The organism is Micromonospora mangrovicola (assembly GCF_047200535.1).
Lineage (GTDB): Bacteria > Actinomycetota > Actinomycetes > Mycobacteriales > Micromonosporaceae > Micromonospora.
On the sequence record NZ_JBJZOG010000058.1, the window covers coordinates 26,218 to 45,631 of the forward strand.

The 19,414-nt window shown below is 74.9% G+C and carries 23 protein-coding genes; 12 read left to right on the top strand and 11 right to left on the bottom strand.

Annotation, left to right across the window (positions count from 1 at the left end; genetic code table 11):
* Nucleotides 1–361 precede the first annotated feature (361 nt).
* On the bottom strand, nt 362–1,183 hold the full coding sequence (locus ACL02O_RS21855) for a phytanoyl-CoA dioxygenase family protein (protein WP_412819973.1): 822 nt from the start codon (nt 1,181–1,183) through the stop codon (nt 362–364).
* 157 nt (nt 1,184–1,340) lie between these two features.
* On the opposite strand from ACL02O_RS21855, the gene ACL02O_RS21860 reads away from it, so the two are divergent.
* Complete coding sequence (locus ACL02O_RS21860) at nt 1,341–2,054, top strand: class I SAM-dependent methyltransferase (RefSeq protein WP_412819974.1); 714 nt, start codon at nt 1,341–1,343, stop codon at nt 2,052–2,054.
* On the opposite strand, the gene ACL02O_RS21865 is transcribed toward ACL02O_RS21860, so the two are convergent.
* Complete coding sequence (locus tag ACL02O_RS21865; RefSeq protein ID WP_412819975.1) at nt 2,024–2,605, bottom strand: alpha/beta hydrolase; 582 nt, start codon at nt 2,603–2,605, stop codon at nt 2,024–2,026. The genes ACL02O_RS21860 and ACL02O_RS21865 overlap by 31 nt on opposite strands.
* A 300-nt stretch (nt 2,606–2,905) precedes the next feature.
* Between ACL02O_RS21865 and ACL02O_RS21870 the strand changes: the two genes are divergently transcribed.
* Together ACL02O_RS21870 and ACL02O_RS21875 are read left to right on the top strand one after the other, a co-directional pair.
* A complete protein-coding gene (locus ACL02O_RS21870) occupies nt 2,906–3,430 on the top strand; it encodes a SigE family RNA polymerase sigma factor (RefSeq protein ID WP_412819976.1) in 525 nt (174 codons plus the stop codon).
* Entirely contained in the window at nt 3,427–4,617 is a 1,191-nt protein-coding gene (locus tag ACL02O_RS21875) for a hypothetical protein (protein ID WP_412819977.1), read from the top strand. The genes ACL02O_RS21870 and ACL02O_RS21875 overlap by 4 nt, the downstream gene beginning before the upstream one ends.
* 69 nt (nt 4,618–4,686) lie before the next feature.
* On the opposite strand, the gene ACL02O_RS21880 is transcribed toward ACL02O_RS21875, so the two are convergent.
* Together ACL02O_RS21880 and ACL02O_RS21885 are read right to left on the bottom strand one after the other, a co-directional pair.
* The gene (locus tag ACL02O_RS21880) at nt 4,687–5,301 is read right to left on the bottom strand and encodes a dihydrofolate reductase family protein (protein WP_412819978.1); all 615 of its coding nucleotides are present in this window, start codon (nt 5,299–5,301) and stop codon (nt 4,687–4,689) included.
* Between the two features lie 105 nt (nt 5,302–5,406).
* A complete protein-coding gene (locus ACL02O_RS21885) occupies nt 5,407–5,646 on the bottom strand; it encodes a hypothetical protein (RefSeq protein WP_412819979.1) in 240 nt (79 codons plus the stop codon).
* A gap of 96 nt (nt 5,647–5,742) precedes the next feature.
* On the opposite strand from ACL02O_RS21885, the gene ACL02O_RS21890 reads away from it, so the two are divergent.
* Complete coding sequence (locus tag ACL02O_RS21890; protein ID WP_412819980.1) at nt 5,743–6,594, top strand: alpha/beta fold hydrolase; 852 nt, start codon at nt 5,743–5,745, stop codon at nt 6,592–6,594.
* 168 nt (nt 6,595–6,762) lie between these two features.
* Here the strand turns inward: ACL02O_RS21890 and ACL02O_RS21895 are convergent, their stop codons facing one another.
* A complete protein-coding gene (locus ACL02O_RS21895; RefSeq protein WP_412819981.1) occupies nt 6,763–7,272 on the bottom strand; it encodes a hypothetical protein in 510 nt (169 codons plus the stop codon).
* Nucleotides 7,273–7,642: 370 nt separating this feature from the next.
* Nucleotides 7,643–8,644, bottom strand: coding sequence for a sigma-70 family RNA polymerase sigma factor (locus ACL02O_RS21900; RefSeq protein ID WP_412819982.1), 1,002 nt, complete (start codon nt 8,642–8,644; stop codon nt 7,643–7,645).
* A 133-nt stretch (nt 8,645–8,777) separates the two neighbouring features.
* Here ACL02O_RS21900 and ACL02O_RS21905 point away from each other — a divergent pair, with 133 nt between their 5' ends.
* On the top strand, nt 8,778–9,185 hold the full coding sequence (locus ACL02O_RS21905) for an SgcJ/EcaC family oxidoreductase (RefSeq protein ID WP_412819983.1): 408 nt from the start codon (nt 8,778–8,780) through the stop codon (nt 9,183–9,185).
* Nucleotides 9,186–9,230: 45 nt separating this feature from the next.
* Here ACL02O_RS21905 and ACL02O_RS21910 read toward each other — a convergent pair whose 3' ends face one another.
* A complete protein-coding gene (locus ACL02O_RS21910) occupies nt 9,231–9,683 on the bottom strand; it encodes an Rv0361 family membrane protein (protein WP_412819984.1) in 453 nt (150 codons plus the stop codon).
* Between the two features lie 78 nt (nt 9,684–9,761).
* Between ACL02O_RS21910 and ACL02O_RS21915 the strand changes: the two genes are divergently transcribed.
* Nucleotides 9,762–10,577, top strand: a complete 816-nt coding sequence (locus ACL02O_RS21915; protein ID WP_412819985.1) for a class I SAM-dependent methyltransferase — start codon at nt 9,762–9,764, stop codon at nt 10,575–10,577.
* Between the two features lie 55 nt (nt 10,578–10,632).
* Here ACL02O_RS21915 and ACL02O_RS21920 read toward each other — a convergent pair whose 3' ends face one another.
* Entirely contained in the window at nt 10,633–11,520 is an 888-nt protein-coding gene (locus tag ACL02O_RS21920) for an NAD(P)-dependent oxidoreductase (RefSeq protein WP_412819986.1), read from the bottom strand.
* A gap of 175 nt (nt 11,521–11,695) precedes the next feature.
* On the opposite strand from ACL02O_RS21920, the gene ACL02O_RS21925 reads away from it, so the two are divergent.
* From ACL02O_RS21925 to ACL02O_RS21940, 4 genes are all read left to right on the top strand, one after another.
* Nucleotides 11,696–12,874: a sensor histidine kinase gene (locus ACL02O_RS21925; RefSeq protein ID WP_412819987.1), complete on the top strand. Its 1,179-nt coding sequence runs from the start codon at nt 11,696–11,698 to the stop codon at nt 12,872–12,874.
* Nucleotides 12,864–14,102 (top strand): hypothetical protein, encoded by a 1,239-nt coding sequence (locus ACL02O_RS21930; RefSeq protein WP_412819988.1) that lies wholly within the window; start codon nt 12,864–12,866, stop codon nt 14,100–14,102. The genes ACL02O_RS21925 and ACL02O_RS21930 overlap by 11 nt, the downstream gene beginning before the upstream one ends.
* A complete protein-coding gene (locus ACL02O_RS21935; protein ID WP_412819989.1) occupies nt 14,072–14,788 on the top strand; it encodes a response regulator transcription factor in 717 nt (238 codons plus the stop codon). Before ACL02O_RS21930 ends, ACL02O_RS21935 begins: the two co-directional genes overlap by 31 nt.
* Before the next feature lie 73 nt (nt 14,789–14,861).
* Nucleotides 14,862–15,605, top strand: a complete 744-nt coding sequence (locus ACL02O_RS21940) for a hypothetical protein (RefSeq protein ID WP_412820000.1) — start codon at nt 14,862–14,864, stop codon at nt 15,603–15,605.
* Between the two features lie 138 nt (nt 15,606–15,743).
* Here the strand turns inward: ACL02O_RS21940 and ACL02O_RS21945 are convergent, their stop codons facing one another.
* The 3 genes from ACL02O_RS21945 to ACL02O_RS21955 all read right to left on the bottom strand — a co-directional run bounded on the left by ACL02O_RS21945 (nt 15,744) and on the right by ACL02O_RS21955 (nt 18,226).
* Nucleotides 15,744–16,664 carry a GlxA family transcriptional regulator gene (locus tag ACL02O_RS21945; protein ID WP_412820001.1) on the bottom strand — a complete coding sequence of 307 codons (921 nt, stop codon included), beginning with the start codon at nt 16,662–16,664 and terminating at the stop codon, nt 15,744–15,746.
* A gap of 84 nt (nt 16,665–16,748) precedes the next feature.
* Nucleotides 16,749–17,402 (bottom strand): isochorismatase family protein, encoded by a 654-nt coding sequence (locus tag ACL02O_RS21950; protein WP_412819990.1) that lies wholly within the window; start codon nt 17,400–17,402, stop codon nt 16,749–16,751.
* A 74-nt stretch (nt 17,403–17,476) separates the two neighbouring features.
* Complete coding sequence (locus ACL02O_RS21955) at nt 17,477–18,226, bottom strand: lysophospholipid acyltransferase family protein (RefSeq protein ID WP_412819991.1); 750 nt, start codon at nt 18,224–18,226, stop codon at nt 17,477–17,479.
* Nucleotides 18,227–18,347: 121 nt separating this feature from the next.
* Here ACL02O_RS21955 and ACL02O_RS21960 point away from each other — a divergent pair, with 121 nt between their 5' ends.
* Together ACL02O_RS21960 and ACL02O_RS21965 are read left to right on the top strand one after the other, a co-directional pair.
* Entirely contained in the window at nt 18,348–18,995 is a 648-nt protein-coding gene (locus tag ACL02O_RS21960) for an alpha/beta hydrolase (RefSeq protein WP_412819992.1), read from the top strand.
* 19 nt (nt 18,996–19,014) lie between these two features.
* The gene (locus ACL02O_RS21965; RefSeq protein WP_412819993.1) at nt 19,015–19,407 is read left to right on the top strand and encodes a VOC family protein; all 393 of its coding nucleotides are present in this window, start codon (nt 19,015–19,017) and stop codon (nt 19,405–19,407) included.
* Nucleotides 19,408–19,414 lie beyond the last annotated feature (7 nt).

A 19,414-nucleotide genomic window follows, 5' to 3' on the forward strand; every position in this document is an offset into this window, starting at 1 on the left:
CAACGGGTTGCCGCTTCCGACCCAGTCGATCTTCGACCCTCCGGGCCGGACGGAGTTCGTGCTCGTCCACGTGCGGCACCGCCCCTCAGCGGCCGGACACCTGATCGTGTCGAGCAGGTTGCGGTTGCCCGCCGCGATCAGTCCCGCCAGCGCCGACCTGCCGGCGGCGCCTGGGGAGGTTCGGCCCCCTCACGGACCTGACCGCCCTGGTGGCACCTGGACGGCCGACAGCAGACTCCCGGTACTCGTTCAGCAGCTCCGTCAACCGCCCGAAGCCCGAGGGGCGACCCGGGCGCACCCTGTCGGGCATGCCCCGTGACAGACACAGCTCACCGGACGACGTCCGCGAATTTCACCGGTATCAGCTTGCGGCGGCCGGCACCGTCTCATCCCGCTCGGTGTGCCGGTGTCGGAGCCCATCGCGAATGATGCGCCCGACGGGCGAGGGTTCGTTGTCGACCACGGTGAGGTCGAAGGGCCGTTGTTCGTGGGACGGCGGCGGTGGCAACCCCGGCTGTCCGAGGAAGCGGGGTCTGCGGCCGTGATTGGGTTGCGCCGCATGCACCAGGAACGGGTGGCACACGTACACGTCCCCGGGGCCACCGGTGGCGAGTGCCACCGGCCGGTGCGCCGAGGCGGCGTCGACCCGCGGACTCAACCGATGCCCGTGCTCGCCTCGATCGCCGTACGGCAGCAGCACCGGCGGCACGTCCCAGTGCGACCCGACCCTGATCCGCGTCGGCGCGTCACCCTCGTCCACCTCGGTGAAGAGGAAGAGCATCAGCAGCACCCGCGCCCTGGAGTGGATGTTCGTCCAGTAGCCGGAGGTGCCGGGAACCTCGTAGCTGCCCTCGATGTGCCAACCGGCGTCCGGTGGTTCCACCGGGTGCGGGAACCGCAGCGGAAACGACCCGATCGAGTTCCGCGCGGCCCACCGACCCGGTCCCACCAGCGCGTCGAACGCGTCGTGCAGGACCGGGACGTTCACGGCATGGACGAAGGGCTCCTGGCTCATGCCCCCGACCCAGACGACCGGCCGCGTCCAGGTCGACGGATCGTCCGGGTCCGCGCCTGTCTCGGCCCACAGCAGGTCGACGCACGCGTCGATCACATCGCGCGGCACCGCCTGGTCCAGTTTGACGAACCCGTCCCCGACGAAACGCTGAACGAGAGCTGCGTCCATCTGCTCACCGTCGTGTGTCGACAGCCCTCGGCTCAAGCCAATTACCGCCCGACCGCCCCCGTCGCCGGTTGCCCGCCTCCACACCGTGCTGATGCCAGCGCCGCGGTGATCGGCTGCCCAGCCCCCAGAGAGCAGCGTCGCGTGCGACCCTGACGCGATGAGTGCGCTGAGGTCCGCTTCCGAGGCCTGGAACGAGGAGTACCGGCGAGGGCGGTACGTCGATGAACCACCCGTCGCCTTCGTCGACGACATCCTCGTCAGCGCCGCCACGGCGGGCATCACCACTGGTCTCTACGTCGGCTGCGGCAACGGCCGGAACCTCCTGCCGCTCGTCGACGGCGGCCTCGACGTGCTCGGCCTGGACGTCTCCGCCGAGGCGGTCTGCCAGCTCTCACGACGCCGTCCCGACCGTTCCGACCGTCTGCGGCACGGCGACCTGGACTCGCTGCCGGCCGGCCACACCTGGCCCCTGGTGATCGGAATCCAGGTGTTCCAGCACGGCAACCGCGCGCAGGCGCACCGGCACATCCGGGCCGCGCAGCAGCGGGTCGAGCCCGATGGCCTGTTCTGCCTGCGGGTCAACGCGACCGGCACGGACCTCTGGCCGGCGCACGAGGTCACCGAGCAGCATCCCGACGGGGGGTTCACGGTGCGCTACGCCGCCGGACCGAAGGACGGCCTCAGCATCCACTTCTTCAGCGACGCCGAGCTTCACCAGTTGTTCGACGGGTGGCCCGTACTGCTCCCGATCAGAGCGGACCGCACGCAGCGCAGGCCACCTGCCCCCGGGCAGTGGACACAGTGGGAGGCGATCTGGCGGCGACCGGCCGGCGGCGCTCCTCAACCGGTCGCGCCCACCCGCCCGGGGTGATTCCCACCGGGCGGTGTGGGCCAGAGAACGCGGTCGAGGAAGTCCTCCACCGCCGTGGCGATCTCGCCCAGCGCCGCCGCGGACAGCGCGAGCGGCCCCGGCACGCGGAGTCCGTGATCGGCGTCCGCCAGCTCGCACACGTACGGCGACAACTGGCGGGCGAGATCCGGACGCCAACTGGGGTCCGCCGTACCGCCGATCAGGAGGCGGGGCGCGGCCGCCCGGCGAAGGCCGTCGACCACCTCCGGCCGGTGCAGCAACGGCGTGATCCAGACCGCCGGCAGTCCACGGTCGGCGGCGAGACCGGCGGCGAGGGTGCCGAGGGAGTTCGCGATGATCAACGGCTCGGCGAGCTCCCGCAGCGCCGCCGCGATCTGCCCGACCGCCCACGGCCCCCGGGCCGCCGGCTCGGCCGGCACCTCGCCGCGCCAGGTCAGCTGGTGCGGGTGCGCGCCGCGCACCCGTGCCGCCTCGACGGCGAAGAACTGATGGGGTACGTGCCAGCAGCCCCCGCTGCCCGGAATGACCAGCGCCGTCCGCTGCGCCGACATGGTGTCCTCCCCCGTGGCCGGGATCCGACCGGCAGCCCCGCAGCGGTCTCCCGGACTCCCTTCACCTGGCAACCTATCCGCCCGGGCTCCGGCGCATCGGTCAGCCCGGTCGGTCCACGGGCTCCGCCCGTCGTACCAGCAGGGTGACCGCGAGTCCGACCGACATGGCCGCCGAGGCTGGGGCACCGGGGGTGGTTGACTGCAAGCAACCTGACCGGCCCGTGCAACCTTCCTCCTCGCCGCTTCCGACAAGGAGACGACGGAAGCCCAACATCCGAACCGGCTGACCAAGGGAGCACGATGCGGCCCGACCTCGAACGGGAGTACGTCGAGTACGTGACGGCGCGGTTACCGCGCCTGCATCGCACGGCGTACCTGCTCTGCGCGGACACCTTCCAGGCGGACGACATCGTCCAGGCCACGCTCACCGCGCTCTACCTGAACTGGAAGCGGGCCGCCGGGGCCGAGAATCTAGACGGGTACGTGCACCGGATCCTGGTACGGCGCTATCTCGACGAGCGGCGGCGCGGGTGGTCCCGGGTGCTGCTCGGCGACCGCCTGCCGGACCTTTCCGCTCCCGCCGACCACGGCGTCGAGGAGCGGGACACGTTGTTGACGGCGTTGCGCGCGCTGCCCAAGGGGCAGCGGGCCGTCGTGGTCCTGCGTTACTTCGGTGACCTGTCGGTCGAGGCGACCGCTGAGGCCCTCGGCTGCTCGGCGGGCAACGTCAAGAGTCAGTGCTCACGGGGCCTCGCCGCGCTGCGCGAGGCGCTCGACGCGGGGCGCCCGGTCCCGGTCGCACAGGGAGGGAGGACCCGGTCGTGAACGAGGAGCAGGAACTGCGGGACCGGCTGCGCGCGGTCGACGTGCCGGCCAGCCGGATCGAGATCGACGCGCTGGTTCGCGCCGGTCGCCGGCGCACCTTTCGCCGCCGCTCGTTTCAGGGGGCCGGAGGCGTGGCGCTGGCGACAGCCGTGCTGCTGGCGGTGCCGTCGATCGTGACCAGGGCGGGCGCGCAGCCGGGTGCGGCCCCCGCCACCGGCCTGCCGGCGGAGGCGACCGCGTCGGCGCGGCCGACCGTCACGGCGGACGGGAGCCGGCCGGCGGGGGGCCTCACCGGCCGCTGTCCGGTGGTGGAGCTGCCGGTGCCGTCCGGGATGAAGGACGTCACGGCTGTCGGTGTGGATCCGGCCGGGCGCTACATCATCGGTTACGACGTGGTCGGGCAGGACTTCCGGCCGGTGCTGTGGACCGACGGGAAGCCGCAGGCGTTGCCGGTGCCCGGCACGTCGGTCGAGCTGTCCGCCGTCAACGCCGACGGGGTCGTGGTCGGCGTGGTGCAGGACGCCCGGCAGGAGTATGTGTTCCGCTACCGGAACGGCGTGTACACGCGGCTGCGCACGCCGCAGGGGAACTGGCACGTGTACCCGGAGCCGGCGATCAACGCGACCGGCGACGTCGTCATCAACGCGGAGCCCCAGGGAAACTCGGGGGGCAAGGACAGCATCGCCCTGTTCTGGAAGGCGGGGTCGACGACCGCGGTCAAGCTGCCGCTTCCCGACGGCGCCAACGTTTTCGGCATCACCGACGACGGAACGATCGTCGGCACGATGTACCGGAACGGCATCGGGATCGCGGCTTACGCCTGGGACCGGCAGGGCAACGGCCGGAAGCTGAAGGCGCCGGACGGCGAGACCGCCGCCGGCTACGCGGTGCGGGGCGGCTGGGCGACGGGCGGCTTGTGGCCGTCCCACTCCGCGGCGCGGTGGAACCTCCGGACCGGCGAGGTCACGCAACTCGCGGCGGACGGTCCGGGAGAGGCGGTCAACGCCGCCGGCTGGGTCGTCGTCAACGGCTCCGTGCTGCGCGACGGCGACGCCGCCGAACTCGAGGTGCCCGACGGGCAGACCAGCCTGGCGAGGGCCGTGTCCGACACCGGGATGGTCGTGGGGCAGGCGCGGGCCGGTGGCCGCACCGGCGAGAATCTCGGGCCTCGAGCGTGGCGGTGTTGACGGGACCATGAGGACGGCGCGGCCGGTGGGAACCGCCACCGGCCGCACGCTGTCCGCCCCGCACCGCGTTCATTCCCCCACGGTGCCGAACGCCGGCGCGCCGGCGCTGTCGTACGTCAGCATGGTGACCCCGCTGGCGGAGCTGCGGCTGTCGGTGAGCCGCAGCCCGGCCGGCCGGACGCCGTCGGCGAAGAGTCGCTGCCCGCGGCCCAGGACCACCGGGAAGATCAGCAGGTGGTACGTGTCGATCAGCCCCTCGCGCATCAGCGACCGCGCCAGCGCGCCGCTGCCGTGCAGCTGGAGTTCTCCGCCGGGGCGGTTCTTCAGGTCGCCGACCGCGGTGGCGAGGTCGCCGTCGAGGCGGTGTGAGCCCGACCAGGTCAGCTCGTCGGACCGGTTGGTGGCGACGTACTTGGGCAGCCGGTTCAGCGGGTTGTCCGGGCCGCCCTCGGCCGGGTCGGTGACGTGCGGCCAGTAGGCGGCCATGATGTCGTACGTCCGGCGTCCGAGCAGCAGGGCATCGGCGTGGTCGAGGATCTCGCCCATCCACCCGCCGACCGTCTCGTCGAAGTGTGGGGGCAGCCAGCCGCCCAGGTCGAACCCGTCGCTGACGTCCTCGTCCCGCCCGCCCGGGGCCTGCATGACGCCGTCCAGGGTCAGGAACGTGGTGGCGGTGAGTCGCATGGTGCTGCCTCCTTGGGCTGGCCGGCCCGGCGCCGGCTCTCATTCACTCGACGGGCGGGGACCACCCGATTCGACAGGCCCACGACCGTAGAATTGTGACCTGAGTCACTCCGGTTCGGCGGCGCCGGGCGGACCCTCCGCGGACGGCAGCGGCACCACCCGTTCCTCGTGCACCTGGATCTCGGCGCGGGACCGGTGTGCGGTCGGGTGCCAGATCTCGTCGAACGGGCCCATGACGTCCCCGCCGACCCCACGCCGGCGCACCCGGGAGCCCAGCCACACCAGGCACGTCAGGACGGCCGCGAGTACGCCCACCACCAGCAGGACAGTCGCGAACTCCGCCATCCGCCCACGATACGGCGGACACCTGCGGTCGTCCGCCCGCCGCGGCCGGGTTCCGCCGCCCGCTTCCTGTCCGCCCGAGCCGTTACGCTCCCGCCCATGGTGACCGAGACAGATATCCGGCCGGGCGGCGACCGGCTCCTGCACGTCTACGACACCGGCGGCGCGGACCGGCTCACCGTCTTCTGGCACCACGGCACGCCGAACATCGGCGCACCACCCGCGCCCCTCTTCGCCGCCGCCGACCGGCTCGGCCTCCGCTGGGTCTCCTACGACCGCCCCGGTTACGGCGGCTCGACGCCGCTACCTGGACGGGACATCGCCTCGGCCACCGCCGACGTCGCCGCGATCGCCGACACGCTGGGCATCGCGCGGTTCGCGGTAGTGGGCCACTCCGGCGGCGGCCCGCACGCGCTGGCCTGCGGCGCGCTCCTGCGGGAACGCGTGATCGCCGTGGTCAGCGGCGCCGGACTGGCGCCCTACGACGCCGAGGGGCTGGACTGGTTCGCGGGGATGGTGCCGTCCGGGGTGGCGTCGCTGCGTGCCGCCGCCGCGGGCCGGGCGGCCAAGGAGGCGCACGAGTCCTCGGGCGTTGCGTACGACCCGGGATTCACCCCGGCCGACCTGGCCGAGCTGCACGGGGACTGGTCCTGGTTCGACAGTGTCGTCGGCCCGGCGACGCAGGCCGGCCCGGGCGGGCTGATCGACGACGACCTGGCGTACGTCGCGCCGTGGGGGTTCCGGCCCGACCGGGTGACGCCACCGGTCCTGCTGCTGCACGGCGAGCGGGACGGGGTCGTGCCGGCGGCGCACGGCGCCTGGCTGGCCCGGCACTGTCCCGCCGCCGAGTTGCGTCGCTACCCGGAGGACGGCCACATCTCGGTACTGCGGCACGCCGGGGCCGCCCTGGCGTGGCTGCGTGATCGCGCCGACGAGGCGGCCGCCGGCTAGCGGAGGGAGTTGGGTGAGGCGGCGGCCGCGGGACCCGGCCGCCGCCTCGCCGCGCCCTGGAGCGCGGATCGCGACCTCCGCCCGGAGGACCGGGGGGGGGTGATCATCCGGGCGGCGCCGCGGGCCGGCGCCGGGCGGGCGGGGGGGGTGCCCGCCCGGCGCCGGAGGTCAGTTGGTCGGTCGAGCGGTCGGCTTGTGGCTGGCCTCCGGGGCGTCGGTCCCGGCGATGGTCGGGCGGGCGCTGGGCTTGCCGGTCGGGTGGCTCGGAGTGGCGGTCGGCCGGGCCGCCTGGCTCGGCTTGCCCTTCTCGTTGGCGAGCAGCGTGTCGCAGTACGCCGCCACCTTCTCCGCGTCACCGGCGGTGTTGATCAGTACGCGGAACGCCGGGTTCTCCAGCGCCTTGCCCGGGTTGTCACCCGCGCCGGCCTGGAACGCGCGGCAGAGGCCGACCAGGTTCGGCGAGGGCTCCCCCTTGGCACCGGCCGGTCCCTTGCCATGGTCGGCCGCGTCGGACGGCGTGCCCGTGGCCGCCATCGACGGCTTGGCGCTCGACTCGGTGAGCGGGTTGGGCAGGGTGCCGGTCGCGGCGGCGAGCGCGACCCCACCGGTGGCGGTGACGGCGAGCACCGCCGTGCCGGCCTTGAGGGTGAGCAGTTTCGCGAGGGCGAACTGTGACATCGATCGGCTCCGTTTACGGTATGGACGTGCGGACGTGCCGCCCGGCGTGCCTCCGGACCAGCGCACGCCCCGGCAGGGCTGCCGGAACGTGGGACGGACGCATCGGACGACCCGGGGCCGGGTCGGGAGGGCCGGCCACCGCGTACCGGCGACACCGCTGAGTGATCAGCCGACGACGCCGGGGATGTGCTGGTCGTGGGCCCGGTGCGTTCGTTCCGTGCCCCTCAGCGCCACCCCTCCCCCAGATGTCACACCGTCACGTCGGGGCACCGCGACCCGACGGACAGCGACGGCCACCGAGGGCCGGACACGCCGACGCGGGGCCGTATCGAGGACGTCGGCCGGGCCTGAAGAAGAGCTTCCCGCTCGGTCAAGGGTGGCGGCATCCGGGTGCCGCCGACCGGCTGACCGCCGTCGACACCTCGACCGGCAGCGGAGCCAGCCCGAACGCGGCGAACACCGCCCGGTCCTGGAAGACCACGTTCCGGCTGATCCGCCCGTGCCGCACGGTGAACACCTGCACCGTGTGCGGCAGGTGGACGTCCCCTTCGCGCACGTAGGCGGCCAGCGCGGGCTGCCCGTTCGCGGCGGTGGGCACCAGCCGCCAGTCGGTGCCGCGCAGCGCGAGGATCCGGGCGATGAACCGACCGTAGCGCTCCCGGCCGACGTACCAGTTGAGCACCGGCGGCATCTCCAGCACGGCGTCGTCGGTGAGCAGCCGGGTCAACGCGGCCAGGTCGGCCCGCTCGAACGCGGTCACGTAGCGGTCGAGCAGCGCCCGCTGCTCCGGGTCGGCCGGCTCGGCGACCTGCTCCTCGCGGACGGCCACCGCACCGAGCCGCGCCCGGGCCCGTTGCAGCCCGCTGTTCACCGCCGCGGGGGTGGTGCCCAGGGCCTCGGCGACCTCGGTGGTCGACCAGTCGAGGACCTCCCTGAGGATCAGCATGGCCCGCTGCCGGGGCGGCAGCAGCTGCATCGCGGCGACCAGCGCGAGCCGCAGGCTGCCCCGGGCAGCCACCACGGTGGCCGGGTCGAGCAGCGCGTCCGGCAGCGGCTGCAGCCACAGCACCTCGCCCACCACCATGGGCGCGTCGGGATCCGCGCTGGCCGCCACGAAGTCCGACGGCAGGGGTCGGCGGGCCCGGCTGCGCAGCGCGGTCAGGCAGGCGTTGGTGGCGATCCGGTGCAGCCAGGTGCGCAGCGTGGCACGCCGGTCGTCGTACCGGTCGAAGGCCCGCCAGGCGCGCAGCAGCGTCTCCTGCACCAGGTCCTCCGCCTCGTGCACCGAACCGAGCATCCGGTAGCAGTGGGCCAGCAGCTCCGGCCGGTACGGGCCGGTCCGCCGGTCGAAGTCCTCGCTGGTCACCGTCACCGCTCCGCCCTCTCCGCCGCGCCTCCCCCATACCTACCGGCCGAGTGCCCGGATTTCATCGCCGGCCGGCCGATGAGTTCGGGCGGGTCGCCGAGTAGGTACCGGCGAGGTTCCCGAACAGGAGAGGACGATCATGACCGACACCGCGACCATCGAGACCCGCGCCGAGCGGGAGGTACGCGAGGTGCTGCACGCCCTCGTCGCGGCCTGGACGGCGGGCGACGCCGACGCCTTCGCCGACCGGTACGCCGACGAAGCCACCGTGGTGCTCCCCGGTGGCGTGTTCCACCAGAGCCGGGAGGAGGTACGCCGGTACCTGGCCGGGGCGTTCGCCGGCCCGCTGCGGGGCTCGACCTCGGTGGACGAGCCGGAGCGGGTCCGGATCGTCGGCGGCGACACCGCGGTGGTGGTGAGCCGCAGCGGCTTCCTGCTGCCCGGCGAGGACACCCTGCCAGCCGACCGGCGCCGCCGGGCGACCTGGGTGCTGTCCCGGGGCGACGCCGGGTGGCGGGTCGAGGCGTACCACAACTGCCCCGCCTGACCGGCGGTCCGGCCGCCCGGCGACGGGTCGGGCGGCCGGACCCGGTCACTCGCAGATCCGCCAGACGCCGTCCTCCTTGACCAGGGAGTACGACTGGGTCTCGGTGGTTCCGCTCGGCGGGGTGAAGCGGACTCTCGCCGATCCGCGTACCACCCCGTTGTTGTTGCTGACGTTCAGGCCGACGATCTGGTAGCCGGTCGGCGCGGGCCGGGCGGACTGCTGGCGGGTGAACGCCTCCTGGCTGACCCGGTCGCGCACCTCGCCACAGAGCTGCCCGTACGCCGTCGGGAAGTCGCGGGTGACCAGGGCGCCGGCGTAGGTGTCCACGGTGCTGCGGGCCGGGCCGGTGGCCTCCCGCACCGCGTGGTAGACGGCGAAGCCGCCGACGGCTCCGCCCACGCAGCAGAGCGCGAGCACCACACCGACGACGATGAGCACGATCTTCGTCGTGTTCGACTTCCTGGGCGGCGGGGGCACCATGGCCGGCTGGTATGTCATGCCCGCAGGGTAGAAGGGGGACGCGACGCCGCCGGCAAAGGAGATGATCCGCCGGACCGGAACGTCCATCATCGACGGATGCCGCAGCATCGACCGGCGGAGCCGGACATCCAGCGTTACTACACCGAGGTCTTCGCCGAGGCGGACCGCCTGCACTGCAGCCCGCAGGGCCGGCTGGAGGCGCGGCGCACCCGGGACCTGCTCGCCCGGCTGCTGCCCCCGCCACCGGCGGCCGTGCTCGACGTCGGCGGCGGCACCGGCGCGTACGCGGGCTGGCTGGCCGAGGCCGGTCACCGGGTGCACCTGGTCGACCTGGTGCCGGCGCACGTGGCCGCCGCATCGGCGGCGTACCCGGACCTCACCGCGACCGTCGGGGACGCCCGCGACCTGCCGCTTCCCGACGACTCGGTCGACGCGACCCTGCTGCTCGGCCCGCTCTACCACCTGCCCGGGCGGGCGGACCGGGTGACCGCGCTGCGCGAGGCGGCCCGGCTCACCCGGCCCGGCGGGCCGGTGGTCGCGGCGGTGATCAGCCGCAACGCCGCCCTGATCGGCCTGACCGCGCAGGGCCGGGTGGACGAGCACAGCCGGCCGCTCCTGCACCGGGCGTACCGGACCGGGGTGAACGATCCGGAGACCGGCTTCACCACCGCGTACTTCCACCGGCCCGAGGAGGTGGTGGACGAGTTCACCGCGGCGGGCCTGCCGGCCCCGGCCGTTTACGGCGTGGAGGGTCCACTCTGGCCGCTGCTGAACGTGCTCGACACCGCCCCGGACGACCGGCTCTTCGCCGACGCGGTTGCCTGCGCCGAGGCGTTCGAGCGGGATCTGGCGGTGCTCGGTGCCAGCTCCCACCTGCTCGCGGTCGCACCCGCCGGCCCCACCGGCGGCTGACCGGTGCCGGGCGGGATCCCGGTACGACGCCCGGCGTCAGGAAGGGCTCTTCCGCTCACGCTCGGCGGGCGTCGCGCATCCGCAGCGGCAACGCGCGGGTGTCGTCCTGGCCGTGGCCGTCGGCGTGGGCCGACTCCCCCACCTGGCGGGCGGCGTCGACCAGCGGCAGCCGGGGCTCGGCGGCCAGGCAGAGCCGCAGGTCCTTGGTGAGCATGTCCACGGTGAAGCCGGCGGTCTCCGGTGGTCCGGCGGCCAGGACCTGCCGGACGGGCGGGAACGCCGCGCCGAGCGGGCCGGCCGCCATCAGCTCGTCCACCACGTCGGCCGGGAGGTCGAGGCTGGCGGCGAGGCGGAGCGCGTCGCCGATCCCGGCCAGGGCCAGCCCGAGGCTGAGGTTGCGGACCAGCTTCGCCGCGCTGCCGGCACCGGTCGGCCCGACGTGCCGCACCTGCTTCGGGTCGCCCCAGAGTTCCAGCAGCGGCCGGGCCGCCGCGACGTCCGGCTGGTCGCCGCCGGCCAGCACGCCTAGGGTGCCCTCGGTGGCCGGCCCGACGGAGCCGTAGACCGGCGCGTCCACGTACCGCAGCCGGTGCTCGCGCAGCCGGGACGCCATCCGGCGGGAGGCGTCCGGCCCGATGGTGCTGGCATCCACCACCAGGGTGTCCGGGTCCGCCCCGGAGGCCACCCCGTCCGGGCCGAGCAGCACCTGTTCGGCGGCCCCCGGGTCCGCCAGCATGAGCACGATCACTTCCCGGCCGGCCGCGGCGGCGGCCGGCGTCTCCGCCACCGCGGCCCCCTCGGCGGCCAGGGCGTCGGCCTTGCCCCGGGTGCGGTTCCAGACGGTCAGGTCGTGCCCGGCCCGGAGCACGTGCCGGGCCATCGGCGTGCCCATCCGACCGATTCCGAGGAAGGCGACCCGGAGTCGCCGCGTGTCGTCAGCCATGCCGGCAGTCAACCGCATCACCGGCCCACCCGCGCGCCAACCGCCCCGGTCCCGGGTAGCCGGGGGTGCACGCCGCGCACCGAAGGTGACCAGTTGGCGGCCTACATGTTATTCTCCGTCGTCGATCTAGGCCGTGCGGACCCGACCGGGTCACTGCCGGAAGGACGCCTCCCCGATGCCGGTCGTTGCCGCCACGACCTCGCCGCCAGGTCCGCTGGACCGGCCGGCCGGCGGCGCGTTCACGCTCATCTTCACCACCCTGCCGGCGTTGCTCCGGCTGACCTGCGGCCTCGTCGGCGCGGTGGCGGCGCTGGCGGTGCGTGGCGGGCAGGTGCGGGTGGGGCTGCTGGTGCCGGCGGTCGCCGCGCTGACCGCATGGTCGGTCTGGTACGCGATCCGGGCGCTGCGGCACGGCATCGGCCCCGCCCTGGTGGCCGGCGACGTCACGCTCACCACCGTGGCCGCGGCGGCGATCCCCTGGCTGGTGGCGCCGGAGGTGCTGCCGGGCGAGGGGAGCTGGATCGCGGTGCTGGCCAGCACCACGGTGATCAACGCGCAGGCCACCGCCCCGGCCCGCTGGTCGGTGCCGGCCGGGCTGCTGGTGACCGCCGGGTACGTCGGGGGCGCGGCCGCGGCCGGCAACCCGGTCGAGGCGCGGGCGCACGCGGCCACGCTGCTGGTGCAGGCCGGCTGCACGGCGATGATGACGGCGGTGATGCGCCGCCGGATCGGGCGGGCGGACGCCGTCTTCGCCGACTACCAGCGGCTGACCCGCGCGGCGCTGGTGGCGCGGGCCGCCCGGGAGGCCGAACGGCGGCAGAACCGGGAACTGCACGACACCGTGCTGGCCACGCTGACCATGGTGGGGCTCGGCGCGGTGCCCGGCCCGTCGGCCGCGCTGCGCGCGCGGTGCGCGACGGACCTGCGTACCCTCGCCGAACTGGCCGACGCGCGCTCGACGCCGACGACCGGTGCGGCGGCGCTGGACGACCGGCTGCGGGCGGTCCTCGCCCGGACGCCGGAGCTGACGGTGACCGCGGCACTGGAGCCGTGCGCGGTGCCGGCGGAGGTGGCCGGCGCGCTCGCCGCCGGCGTGGCCGCCGCCCTGGCGAACGTGGCCCGGCACGCGCCGGGCGCGTCCGTCACCCTGCGCCTGGCCCGGGTCGCCGACACCGCCGTGGTCGAGGTCGCCGACGACGGCCCCGGCTTCGACCCGGCCACCGTCCCGGCCCACCGGTACGGGCTGCGCGAGTCCATCCACGGCCGGATGTCCACGGTGGGCGGCCGGGCCGAGGTGACCTCCGCCCCGGGTGCCGGTACCCGGGTGCGGTTGGAGTGGCCGGGTGTCGACTGAGTCCGGCACGGCGCTGACCGCCGCGGCGTCCGACCCAGGGGCCGGGTCGGTCCCCCGCCGCGCCCCGCGACCCCGGACGCCGGAACCGGTCGGGCCGGCGGCGGACCGGCCGGCGGACGCGTCGGCGGCGAGCGTGGTCGCGCACGCCTCCGACCAGGGCGCCCGGATCGCCGCGGTCGCGATCGCGCTGGCCTGGCACCTGGTCATCAGCCTGCCGGCGGTGCTCGGCGCCGGCCCGGGGATGGCCGCCCCGGCGGTGGTCGCGGTCGGCTGGCTGGTGACCGCCGCGGTCGGCGCCGACGCCGGCGTACGTCTGCTGCGCGGCGGGCTGCCCCGGGCCCGGCGGCTGGCCGTGGTGCTGCTGGCGGTCGACGCGGCGGTCTTCGCGGCGGCCGGCGGGCGGTACCTGTTCACCACGGCGAACTGGGTGTGGGGCGGGCTGGCCTGGTTCCTCCTGCTGGTGCTCTGGCGGCGGCCGGTGTGGTGGCTGCTCGTGCTGCTCGGCCTGCACGCGGCGATCGCGCTCGGCGCGGTGCTCGGCTTCGGTGCCACCGCCGCCGCCGATCTCACCCGGTACGCGATGTACGTCTACGGCACCTCCTCGCTGCCGGTGGCGGTCTTCGTCGGGGCGGCGTCGATCGCCGCGCTGGCCCGGGACCGGGCGCGCACCGCCGCGGCGGCCCTGGCCGTCGAGGCGGAACGGGACGCGGCGGAGCGGGCCCGCCGGGAGCGGCGCGACCGGCTCACCCTGGTCGGCGGCACCGCCGAGGAGGTGCTCGCCGCCCTCGCCGCCGGTGCCGCCGACCCCGCCGATCCGGAGGTGCGCCGCCGCTGCGTGCTGGCTGCGGCCCGCCTGCGCCGGCTCATCGCCGAGTCGGACGACGTGCCGGACCCGCTGCTGCACGAGCTGCGCGCCGCCGCCGACCTGGCGGAGCGCAACGGGCTGCCGATAGAGCTGATCGCCCTCGGCACCCCGCCGGAGTTGCCCGTCGAGGTACGCCGACGGCTCGCCGACCCGCTCACCGCGGCGCTCGCCGACGCCCGGGGCCAGGCCCGGCTGACCGTGGTCGCCGGACCGGACGAGGTGGTGGTCAGCCTGGTCACTCCCGACCACGACGGACCGGAGGCCACCGGCCCGCCCGGTACGGACGGCGACGGGCAGGTGGAACACGTGCACGAGCGGGACGGGGAGATCAGATGGACGCAGACCCGGTGGCGGAGGACGTGACCGGCGGCCGGCCGATCGGGGTGGCGATCGTGGACGACCATCCGGTGGTGATCGACGGGGTACGCGCGTGGCTGGCCAGCGAGCCACGGCTCCGCGTACTGGCCACGGGGGACGATCCGGACGAGGTGCTGCGGCTCGCCCCGAGTGCCGACGTGTTCCTGCTCGACCTGCGGCTGCACGGGCGGATGGCGCTCGACAAGCTGGCCGAGCTGAGCGCGGCGGGGCGGCGGGTGGTGGTCTACTCCGAGCACACCGATCCGGACACCATGCTCGCCGCGCTGGACGCCGGGGCGGTGGCGTTCCTGGCCAAGCACGAGGGCCGCGAGCACTGCGTGGCGACCGTGCTCGCCGCGGCGACCGACCGTTCGTACGTGTCGCCCACGCTGGCCGGGGCGATGGTGTGCGATCCCCGACCCGACCGGCCGGCCCTGTCCGACAAGGAGCGGGAAGCGCTGCTGCTGTGGTTCCAGTCCATGTCGAAGGCGTCGGTGGCTCGCCGGATGCGGATCAGCGAACACACCGTGAAGCAGTACGTGGACCGGGCACGGATCAAGTACACCCGGGCGGGTCGGCCGGCTGCCACGAAGGCGGCGCTGCTCGCCCGGGCGATCGAGGACGGGCTCGTCCGGCCGGAGGAGATCGGCATCTACCGGTCACAGGCACAGACCGACCGGCCGACCCCCTAACGGGTGTCATGACAGCCACTGTGGTGTGGGCCACGCTCTACGTACCGCAACCGTCCCACGGGAGGTCGTGACCGTGCAGGAGGACGCCGCTCCCTTCTTCATCGGGCCGCACCGCTTCGACGCGGAGGACGACGCCGCCCGCCCCGTGCTCGACCGGCGGTACGCGCTGGCCCCCGAACCGGGTGAGCAGGTGCTCGGGCAGCACCGGCTCCGGGTGACCGGGCACCTGCTCGGCCCGACCGAGAGCGACCGGGCCTGGAGTCTTCCCGGCCCGGCGGCGGTGACCGTGACCGACCGGCGCCTCGCGTACGTCTGCACCGGCTCGGAGCTGTCCCTGGTCTCCGGGCGGGACGGCCGGACGGGCGCCCGGCACCGGCGCCCGGTCCGGCCGTCCCGCCTGGTCAGCGGTCAGATCCGCTGGCAGTGGCCGTCCCGGCTGGAGCTGGCCGACGGCCCGGACGGCGGGGTCGACCTGCTGGTGGTCTGCGACGCGCTGCGCACCATCCGGCAGCCGGCACTCGCCCTGGCTGGCCCGACCGCCCTGGTCGACGCGCTGGCCCGGCAGGTGCGCCGCGCGGTGGCCGCGTTCCGGCTGGTCCACCCCGAGCTGGTGGACCTCTCCCCGCCGGAGCGGGACATCCTGTTGGCCCGGGTGAGCACGGTGCCCGGCCCGGCCCGGGGCGCGACGACGCTGCCGGGTTCGCTGCCGGTGGAGTTCCTGTCCCGGGACGACTACTACCGCCCGGCCCTGGAGGAGACGCCGGTCTGGCCGCGTCTGGCGTTTCCGGCGCAGGGCCGTCCCGGCTCGGCCTGCTGATTGCGGCCACCCCAGGGTGATCCGCTCGGTTCTGCGGCCTGTCACGGTGTCCGCGCGTGGGGATGCCCCGACCTGCCGCAAGCGGAGTCGATCAAGCCGAGCCGTCGGGGATGGTGACCAGCCCGGACCCGCGGGTGGTCAGCCCGCGAGCTCCAGGGTGGGCCGGGCGCGGGCGCGCAGCCGGCGCAGCATCCGGGCGTCGGTGAAGCCGACCGCCCGGGCGGCGGCCTCGACGGTTGACCCGTGCCCGATCAGGTGCTCGGCCCGCTCCACCCGCAGCAGCTGCTGGTAGCCGAGCGGGGTCAGCCCGGTGGCCTGCCGGAACAGCCGGCTCAGTGTGCGCTCGGAGACCCCGCAGGCGGCGGCCAGCTCGGCCAGCGGCAGCGGTTCCGCGTACCGCGCGTCGATCAGGTCCTGCGCCCGGTGCACCGCGTCGGACAGGTGCGAGCGGTGCCGCATCATCGCGCTGGTCTGCTGCTCGTGGCCGTTGCGCCGGGCGTACACGACGAGGGCGCGGGCGATCCGGGCGGCCGCCGCCGGGCCGTGCCGGGTGGCCACCAGGTGCAACGCCACGTCGATGCCGCTGGCGATGCCGGCCGAGGTGACCACCCGATCGTCGACCACGTAGAGCACGTCCCGGACCACCCGGGCCGCCGGGTGCCGCCGGGCCAGATCGTCCTGGACCTCGTGGTGGGTGGTGCAGCGCCGCCCGTCGAGCAGGCCGGCCCGGCCGAGCGCGAACGCCCCGGCGCAGACGCTCGCCACGGTGCCGCCGGCCGCGTGGTGCGCGGCCAGCCGCCGCAGGTCCGCCGGACCGACCGGGCCGCCCGGGTCGCCCGGGTCGTGCGCCGAGGGGCGCCACCCGGGTACGACCACCAGGTCGTCCCGGTCGAGCGCGGGCCATTCGGTGTCGGCCCGCAGGGTCACCCCCTGCACGGTCGGCACCTCGCTGGTCGCGGCGACGTAGTGCAGCCGGTAGTCGTACCCGAGGTCGGCCGCAGTGGAGAAGACCTGGGCCGGGCCGGCGAGGTCCAGCAGGTGCACCTGCGGGACCAGCAGGAAGACGACCGCCCTGGCGACGGCTTCAGGTCGCGGCGCGGCGCCGGACGCGCCGAGCTGGAGTCGTCCGGCCCGGGCCACGGGTCAGGCTCCGGTCGGGACCGCGTCGGCGGCGGCTCCAGATCGCGGCGCGGCGCCGGACGCGGCGGGCCGGAGTCGCACGACCTCGGCGACGGTACGCACGGTGGCGAACCGGCCGGCCAGGGCGTACTCGGTGCGAGCGATCATGTCCGCGGTGGACAGGGTGCGCGGATCGGCGAGGACCTGCTCCAGGGGAGCGTCCGCCGGCAGGTCCCGGTGCGGGGTGGGGAAGGTGACGGTCGCGTCGGTCACGAAGGTCATCTCGTAACCGAGGTCGGAGCCGACCCGGGTGGTGGTCTCCACGCACTGCTCGGTGCGGATGCCGCAGACGGTGATCTCCCGGACCCCGGCGAGGGTGAGGATCTGCTGGAGGTTGGTGGTGGTGAAGGCGTTGTGCGCGGTCTTCACCAGCGTCGGCTCCCCGGCGGCCGGGACCAGGCCCTCGATCAGCCGGACGTGCCCGCTGGCCGGGTCGAAGACGTTGCCGGTGCCCGGCTCGGCGTGCAGGACCCAGACCACCAGGTCACCTCGGCGGCGGGCCGCGTCGACCAGCCGGTTGACCTGGTCGACGATGTCCGGCTGCGAGGCGTACGCCCAGATCGGGCGCTGCCGGAACGACTCCTGGACGTCGATGACGACGAGTGCTGCTCTGCTCATGGCCTCGATCCTGGTCGGGCGGGTGCCGGACCGGCAGGCACTATCAGGCCCGGATGCGGAACGATCCGGTCAGGTCAGGCAGGGGTGGCGCGGCGGCCCGACCGGTCCAGCGCGGCCGCCTCCTCGGGAGTGGGCGCGGTGCCGCCGAGGTGGGCCGGCTGCCACCAGGCGTCCTCCGGGCCGGCGGGCTGCTCCGGGTACTCCCGCTGCGCCCGGTCGACCAGCGCGGCGAGCCGGCTCTTCAACTCGGCGGTCATCGCGTTCGCGTCCGGGAACCCGGCCGGATCCATCGGCTCGCCGACCAGGATGGTGACCGGGGTGTGCCGGCGGGTCAGGGTGCGCGGCCGGCCCTTGGTCCAGAGCCGCTGGGTGCCCCAGAGGGCGACCGGCAGCAGCGGCACAGCGGCCTCCCGGGCCATCCGGGCGGCGCCGTTCTTGAGTTCCTTGACGGTGAAGGAGCGGCTGATGGTCGCCTCCGGGAAGACGCCGACCACCTCGCCGCGCCGCAGCGCGCTCACCGCGGTGGCGTACGACCCGGCCCCCGCCGCCCGGTTCACCGGGATGTGCTTCATCCCCCGCATCAGCGGGCCGGAGACCCGGTGCCGGAAGACGGAGTCCTTCGCCATGAACCGGACCAGCCGGCGGGACTCGAGCGCGCCGTACCCGCAGAAGATGAAGTCCAGATAGCTGACGTGGTTGCTGGCCATGACGGCGCCGCCGCTGCGCGGGACGTGGTGGCTGCCCTCCACGGTCAGCCGCAGGTCGAGGACCCGGAACATCGTCTTGGCGGCGGCGATCACAGGCGGGTACACGAGTTCCGGCATCCGCCAACTTTACCCCGAGTAGGTTACGGGACCGTAGGGGCGAGGAGTGCGGTCCGACACTCCGGTCTGCCCTCGGCAGAGCGGGCTCGCGGGCCGTCTCCCGAGCCGACACCATGACCGGATGACGGAACGCGCAGTGCTGCTCTGGATCCACGGCGGCGGCTGGCGGGCCCGGTCGACCGAGGACGGGGCCGCGCTCGCCCCGCTCGGGCTGCGGGTGATGGCGGCCACCTACCGGTTCGCGCACGAAGCCCGATGGCCGGCCCAGCTCGACGACGTACGCGCGGCGGCGCGGGCGGCCCGGGTCGCGGCGGACGGCCTGCCGCTGCTGGTCGGCGGCGACTCGGCCGGCGCGATGCTCGCCTTGCACCTCGCGCTGCGCGGGGTGGACCGGCCCGGCGACGTGGCGGCGGCGCTGGCCTACTGGGCGCCGGTCGACCCGCTCGACCCGGAGTTCCGGCGGCTGCGCCCGCACGACGACCCGTGGACCGACCTGCTCGGCCACCGGCCCGCCGAGGGCGACCCGGCCACCGTCGACGCGACGGTCGCCACCCACCTCGGCTCCGGCGTGCCGGTGCTGCTGGTGCACGGCCGGGAGGACGTGGCGGTGCCCGCCGGCCAGTCGGTCGACCTCGCCCGCCGGCTGCTCGCCGCCGGGCACCCGGCGCACGCCTGGGTCACCCACGGCGGGCACGCCCTCGACCTGGCCCGGCCGGACATCCAGGCGGTCACCGCCGCGTTCCTGGACACCGTCCTGCCGCCCGACTGAGCCGACTACCGTCCAGGACATGCCCGATCTCACCTCGATCGTCATCCACTGCCGCGACCCGTACCTGCTCGCCCCGTTCTGGAGCGTCGTGACCGGCCTGCCGGCCGTCGGGGAGGATCGGGTGAAGCTCGCCGAGCGGTCCCTCGATCCGGGCGAGTCGGTGCTGCTGCGCGACCCCGACGGACGCCAGCCGGATGTGTGGATCACGCCCGTCGAGGAGCTGCCCGGCCCCGGCCGGATCCACCTCGACCTGGTCGGCGACGCCGAGGAACGGGCGGTTGTGCTGGAGGCGGGCGCGACCGTGGTCCGCGAGCTGCCCGGATGGACCGTGCTGGCCGACCCGGAGGGGAACGAGTTCTGCCTGCTCCCCCGCACCGAGGCCCACGCCAACCCGCTGCCCGCCGGGCCCTGACCCCGGA

Coding starts and splice junctions, on each gene's coding strand:
- ACL02O_RS21855 (WP_412819973.1), bottom strand. CDS start 1,183: ATGGACGCAGCTCTCGTTCAGCGTTTCGTCGGGGACGGGTTCGTCAAA.
- ACL02O_RS21860 (WP_412819974.1), top strand. CDS start 1,341: ATGAGTGCGCTGAGGTCCGCTTCCGAGGCCTGGAACGAGGAGTACCGG.
- ACL02O_RS21865 (WP_412819975.1), bottom strand. CDS start 2,605: ATGTCGGCGCAGCGGACGGCGCTGGTCATTCCGGGCAGCGGGGGCTGC.
- ACL02O_RS21870 (WP_412819976.1), top strand. CDS start 2,906: ATGCGGCCCGACCTCGAACGGGAGTACGTCGAGTACGTGACGGCGCGG.
- ACL02O_RS21880 (WP_412819978.1), bottom strand. CDS start 5,301: ATGCGACTCACCGCCACCACGTTCCTGACCCTGGACGGCGTCATGCAG.
- ACL02O_RS21885 (WP_412819979.1), bottom strand. CDS start 5,646: ATGGCGGAGTTCGCGACTGTCCTGCTGGTGGTGGGCGTACTCGCGGCC.
- ACL02O_RS21890 (WP_412819980.1), top strand. CDS start 5,743: ATGGTGACCGAGACAGATATCCGGCCGGGCGGCGACCGGCTCCTGCAC.
- ACL02O_RS21895 (WP_412819981.1), bottom strand. CDS start 7,272: ATGTCACAGTTCGCCCTCGCGAAACTGCTCACCCTCAAGGCCGGCACG.
- ACL02O_RS21905 (WP_412819983.1), top strand. CDS start 8,778: ATGACCGACACCGCGACCATCGAGACCCGCGCCGAGCGGGAGGTACGC.
- ACL02O_RS21910 (WP_412819984.1), bottom strand. CDS start 9,683: ATGACATACCAGCCGGCCATGGTGCCCCCGCCGCCCAGGAAGTCGAAC.
- ACL02O_RS21915 (WP_412819985.1), top strand. CDS start 9,762: ATGCCGCAGCATCGACCGGCGGAGCCGGACATCCAGCGTTACTACACC.
- ACL02O_RS21920 (WP_412819986.1), bottom strand. CDS start 11,520: ATGGCTGACGACACGCGGCGACTCCGGGTCGCCTTCCTCGGAATCGGT.
- ACL02O_RS21925 (WP_412819987.1), top strand. CDS start 11,696: ATGCCGGTCGTTGCCGCCACGACCTCGCCGCCAGGTCCGCTGGACCGG.
- ACL02O_RS21935 (WP_412819989.1), top strand. CDS start 14,072: ATGGACGCAGACCCGGTGGCGGAGGACGTGACCGGCGGCCGGCCGATC.
- ACL02O_RS21950 (WP_412819990.1), bottom strand. CDS start 17,402: ATGAGCAGAGCAGCACTCGTCGTCATCGACGTCCAGGAGTCGTTCCGG.
- ACL02O_RS21955 (WP_412819991.1), bottom strand. CDS start 18,226: ATGCCGGAACTCGTGTACCCGCCTGTGATCGCCGCCGCCAAGACGATG.
- ACL02O_RS21960 (WP_412819992.1), top strand. CDS start 18,348: ATGACGGAACGCGCAGTGCTGCTCTGGATCCACGGCGGCGGCTGGCGG.
- ACL02O_RS21965 (WP_412819993.1), top strand. CDS start 19,015: ATGCCCGATCTCACCTCGATCGTCATCCACTGCCGCGACCCGTACCTG.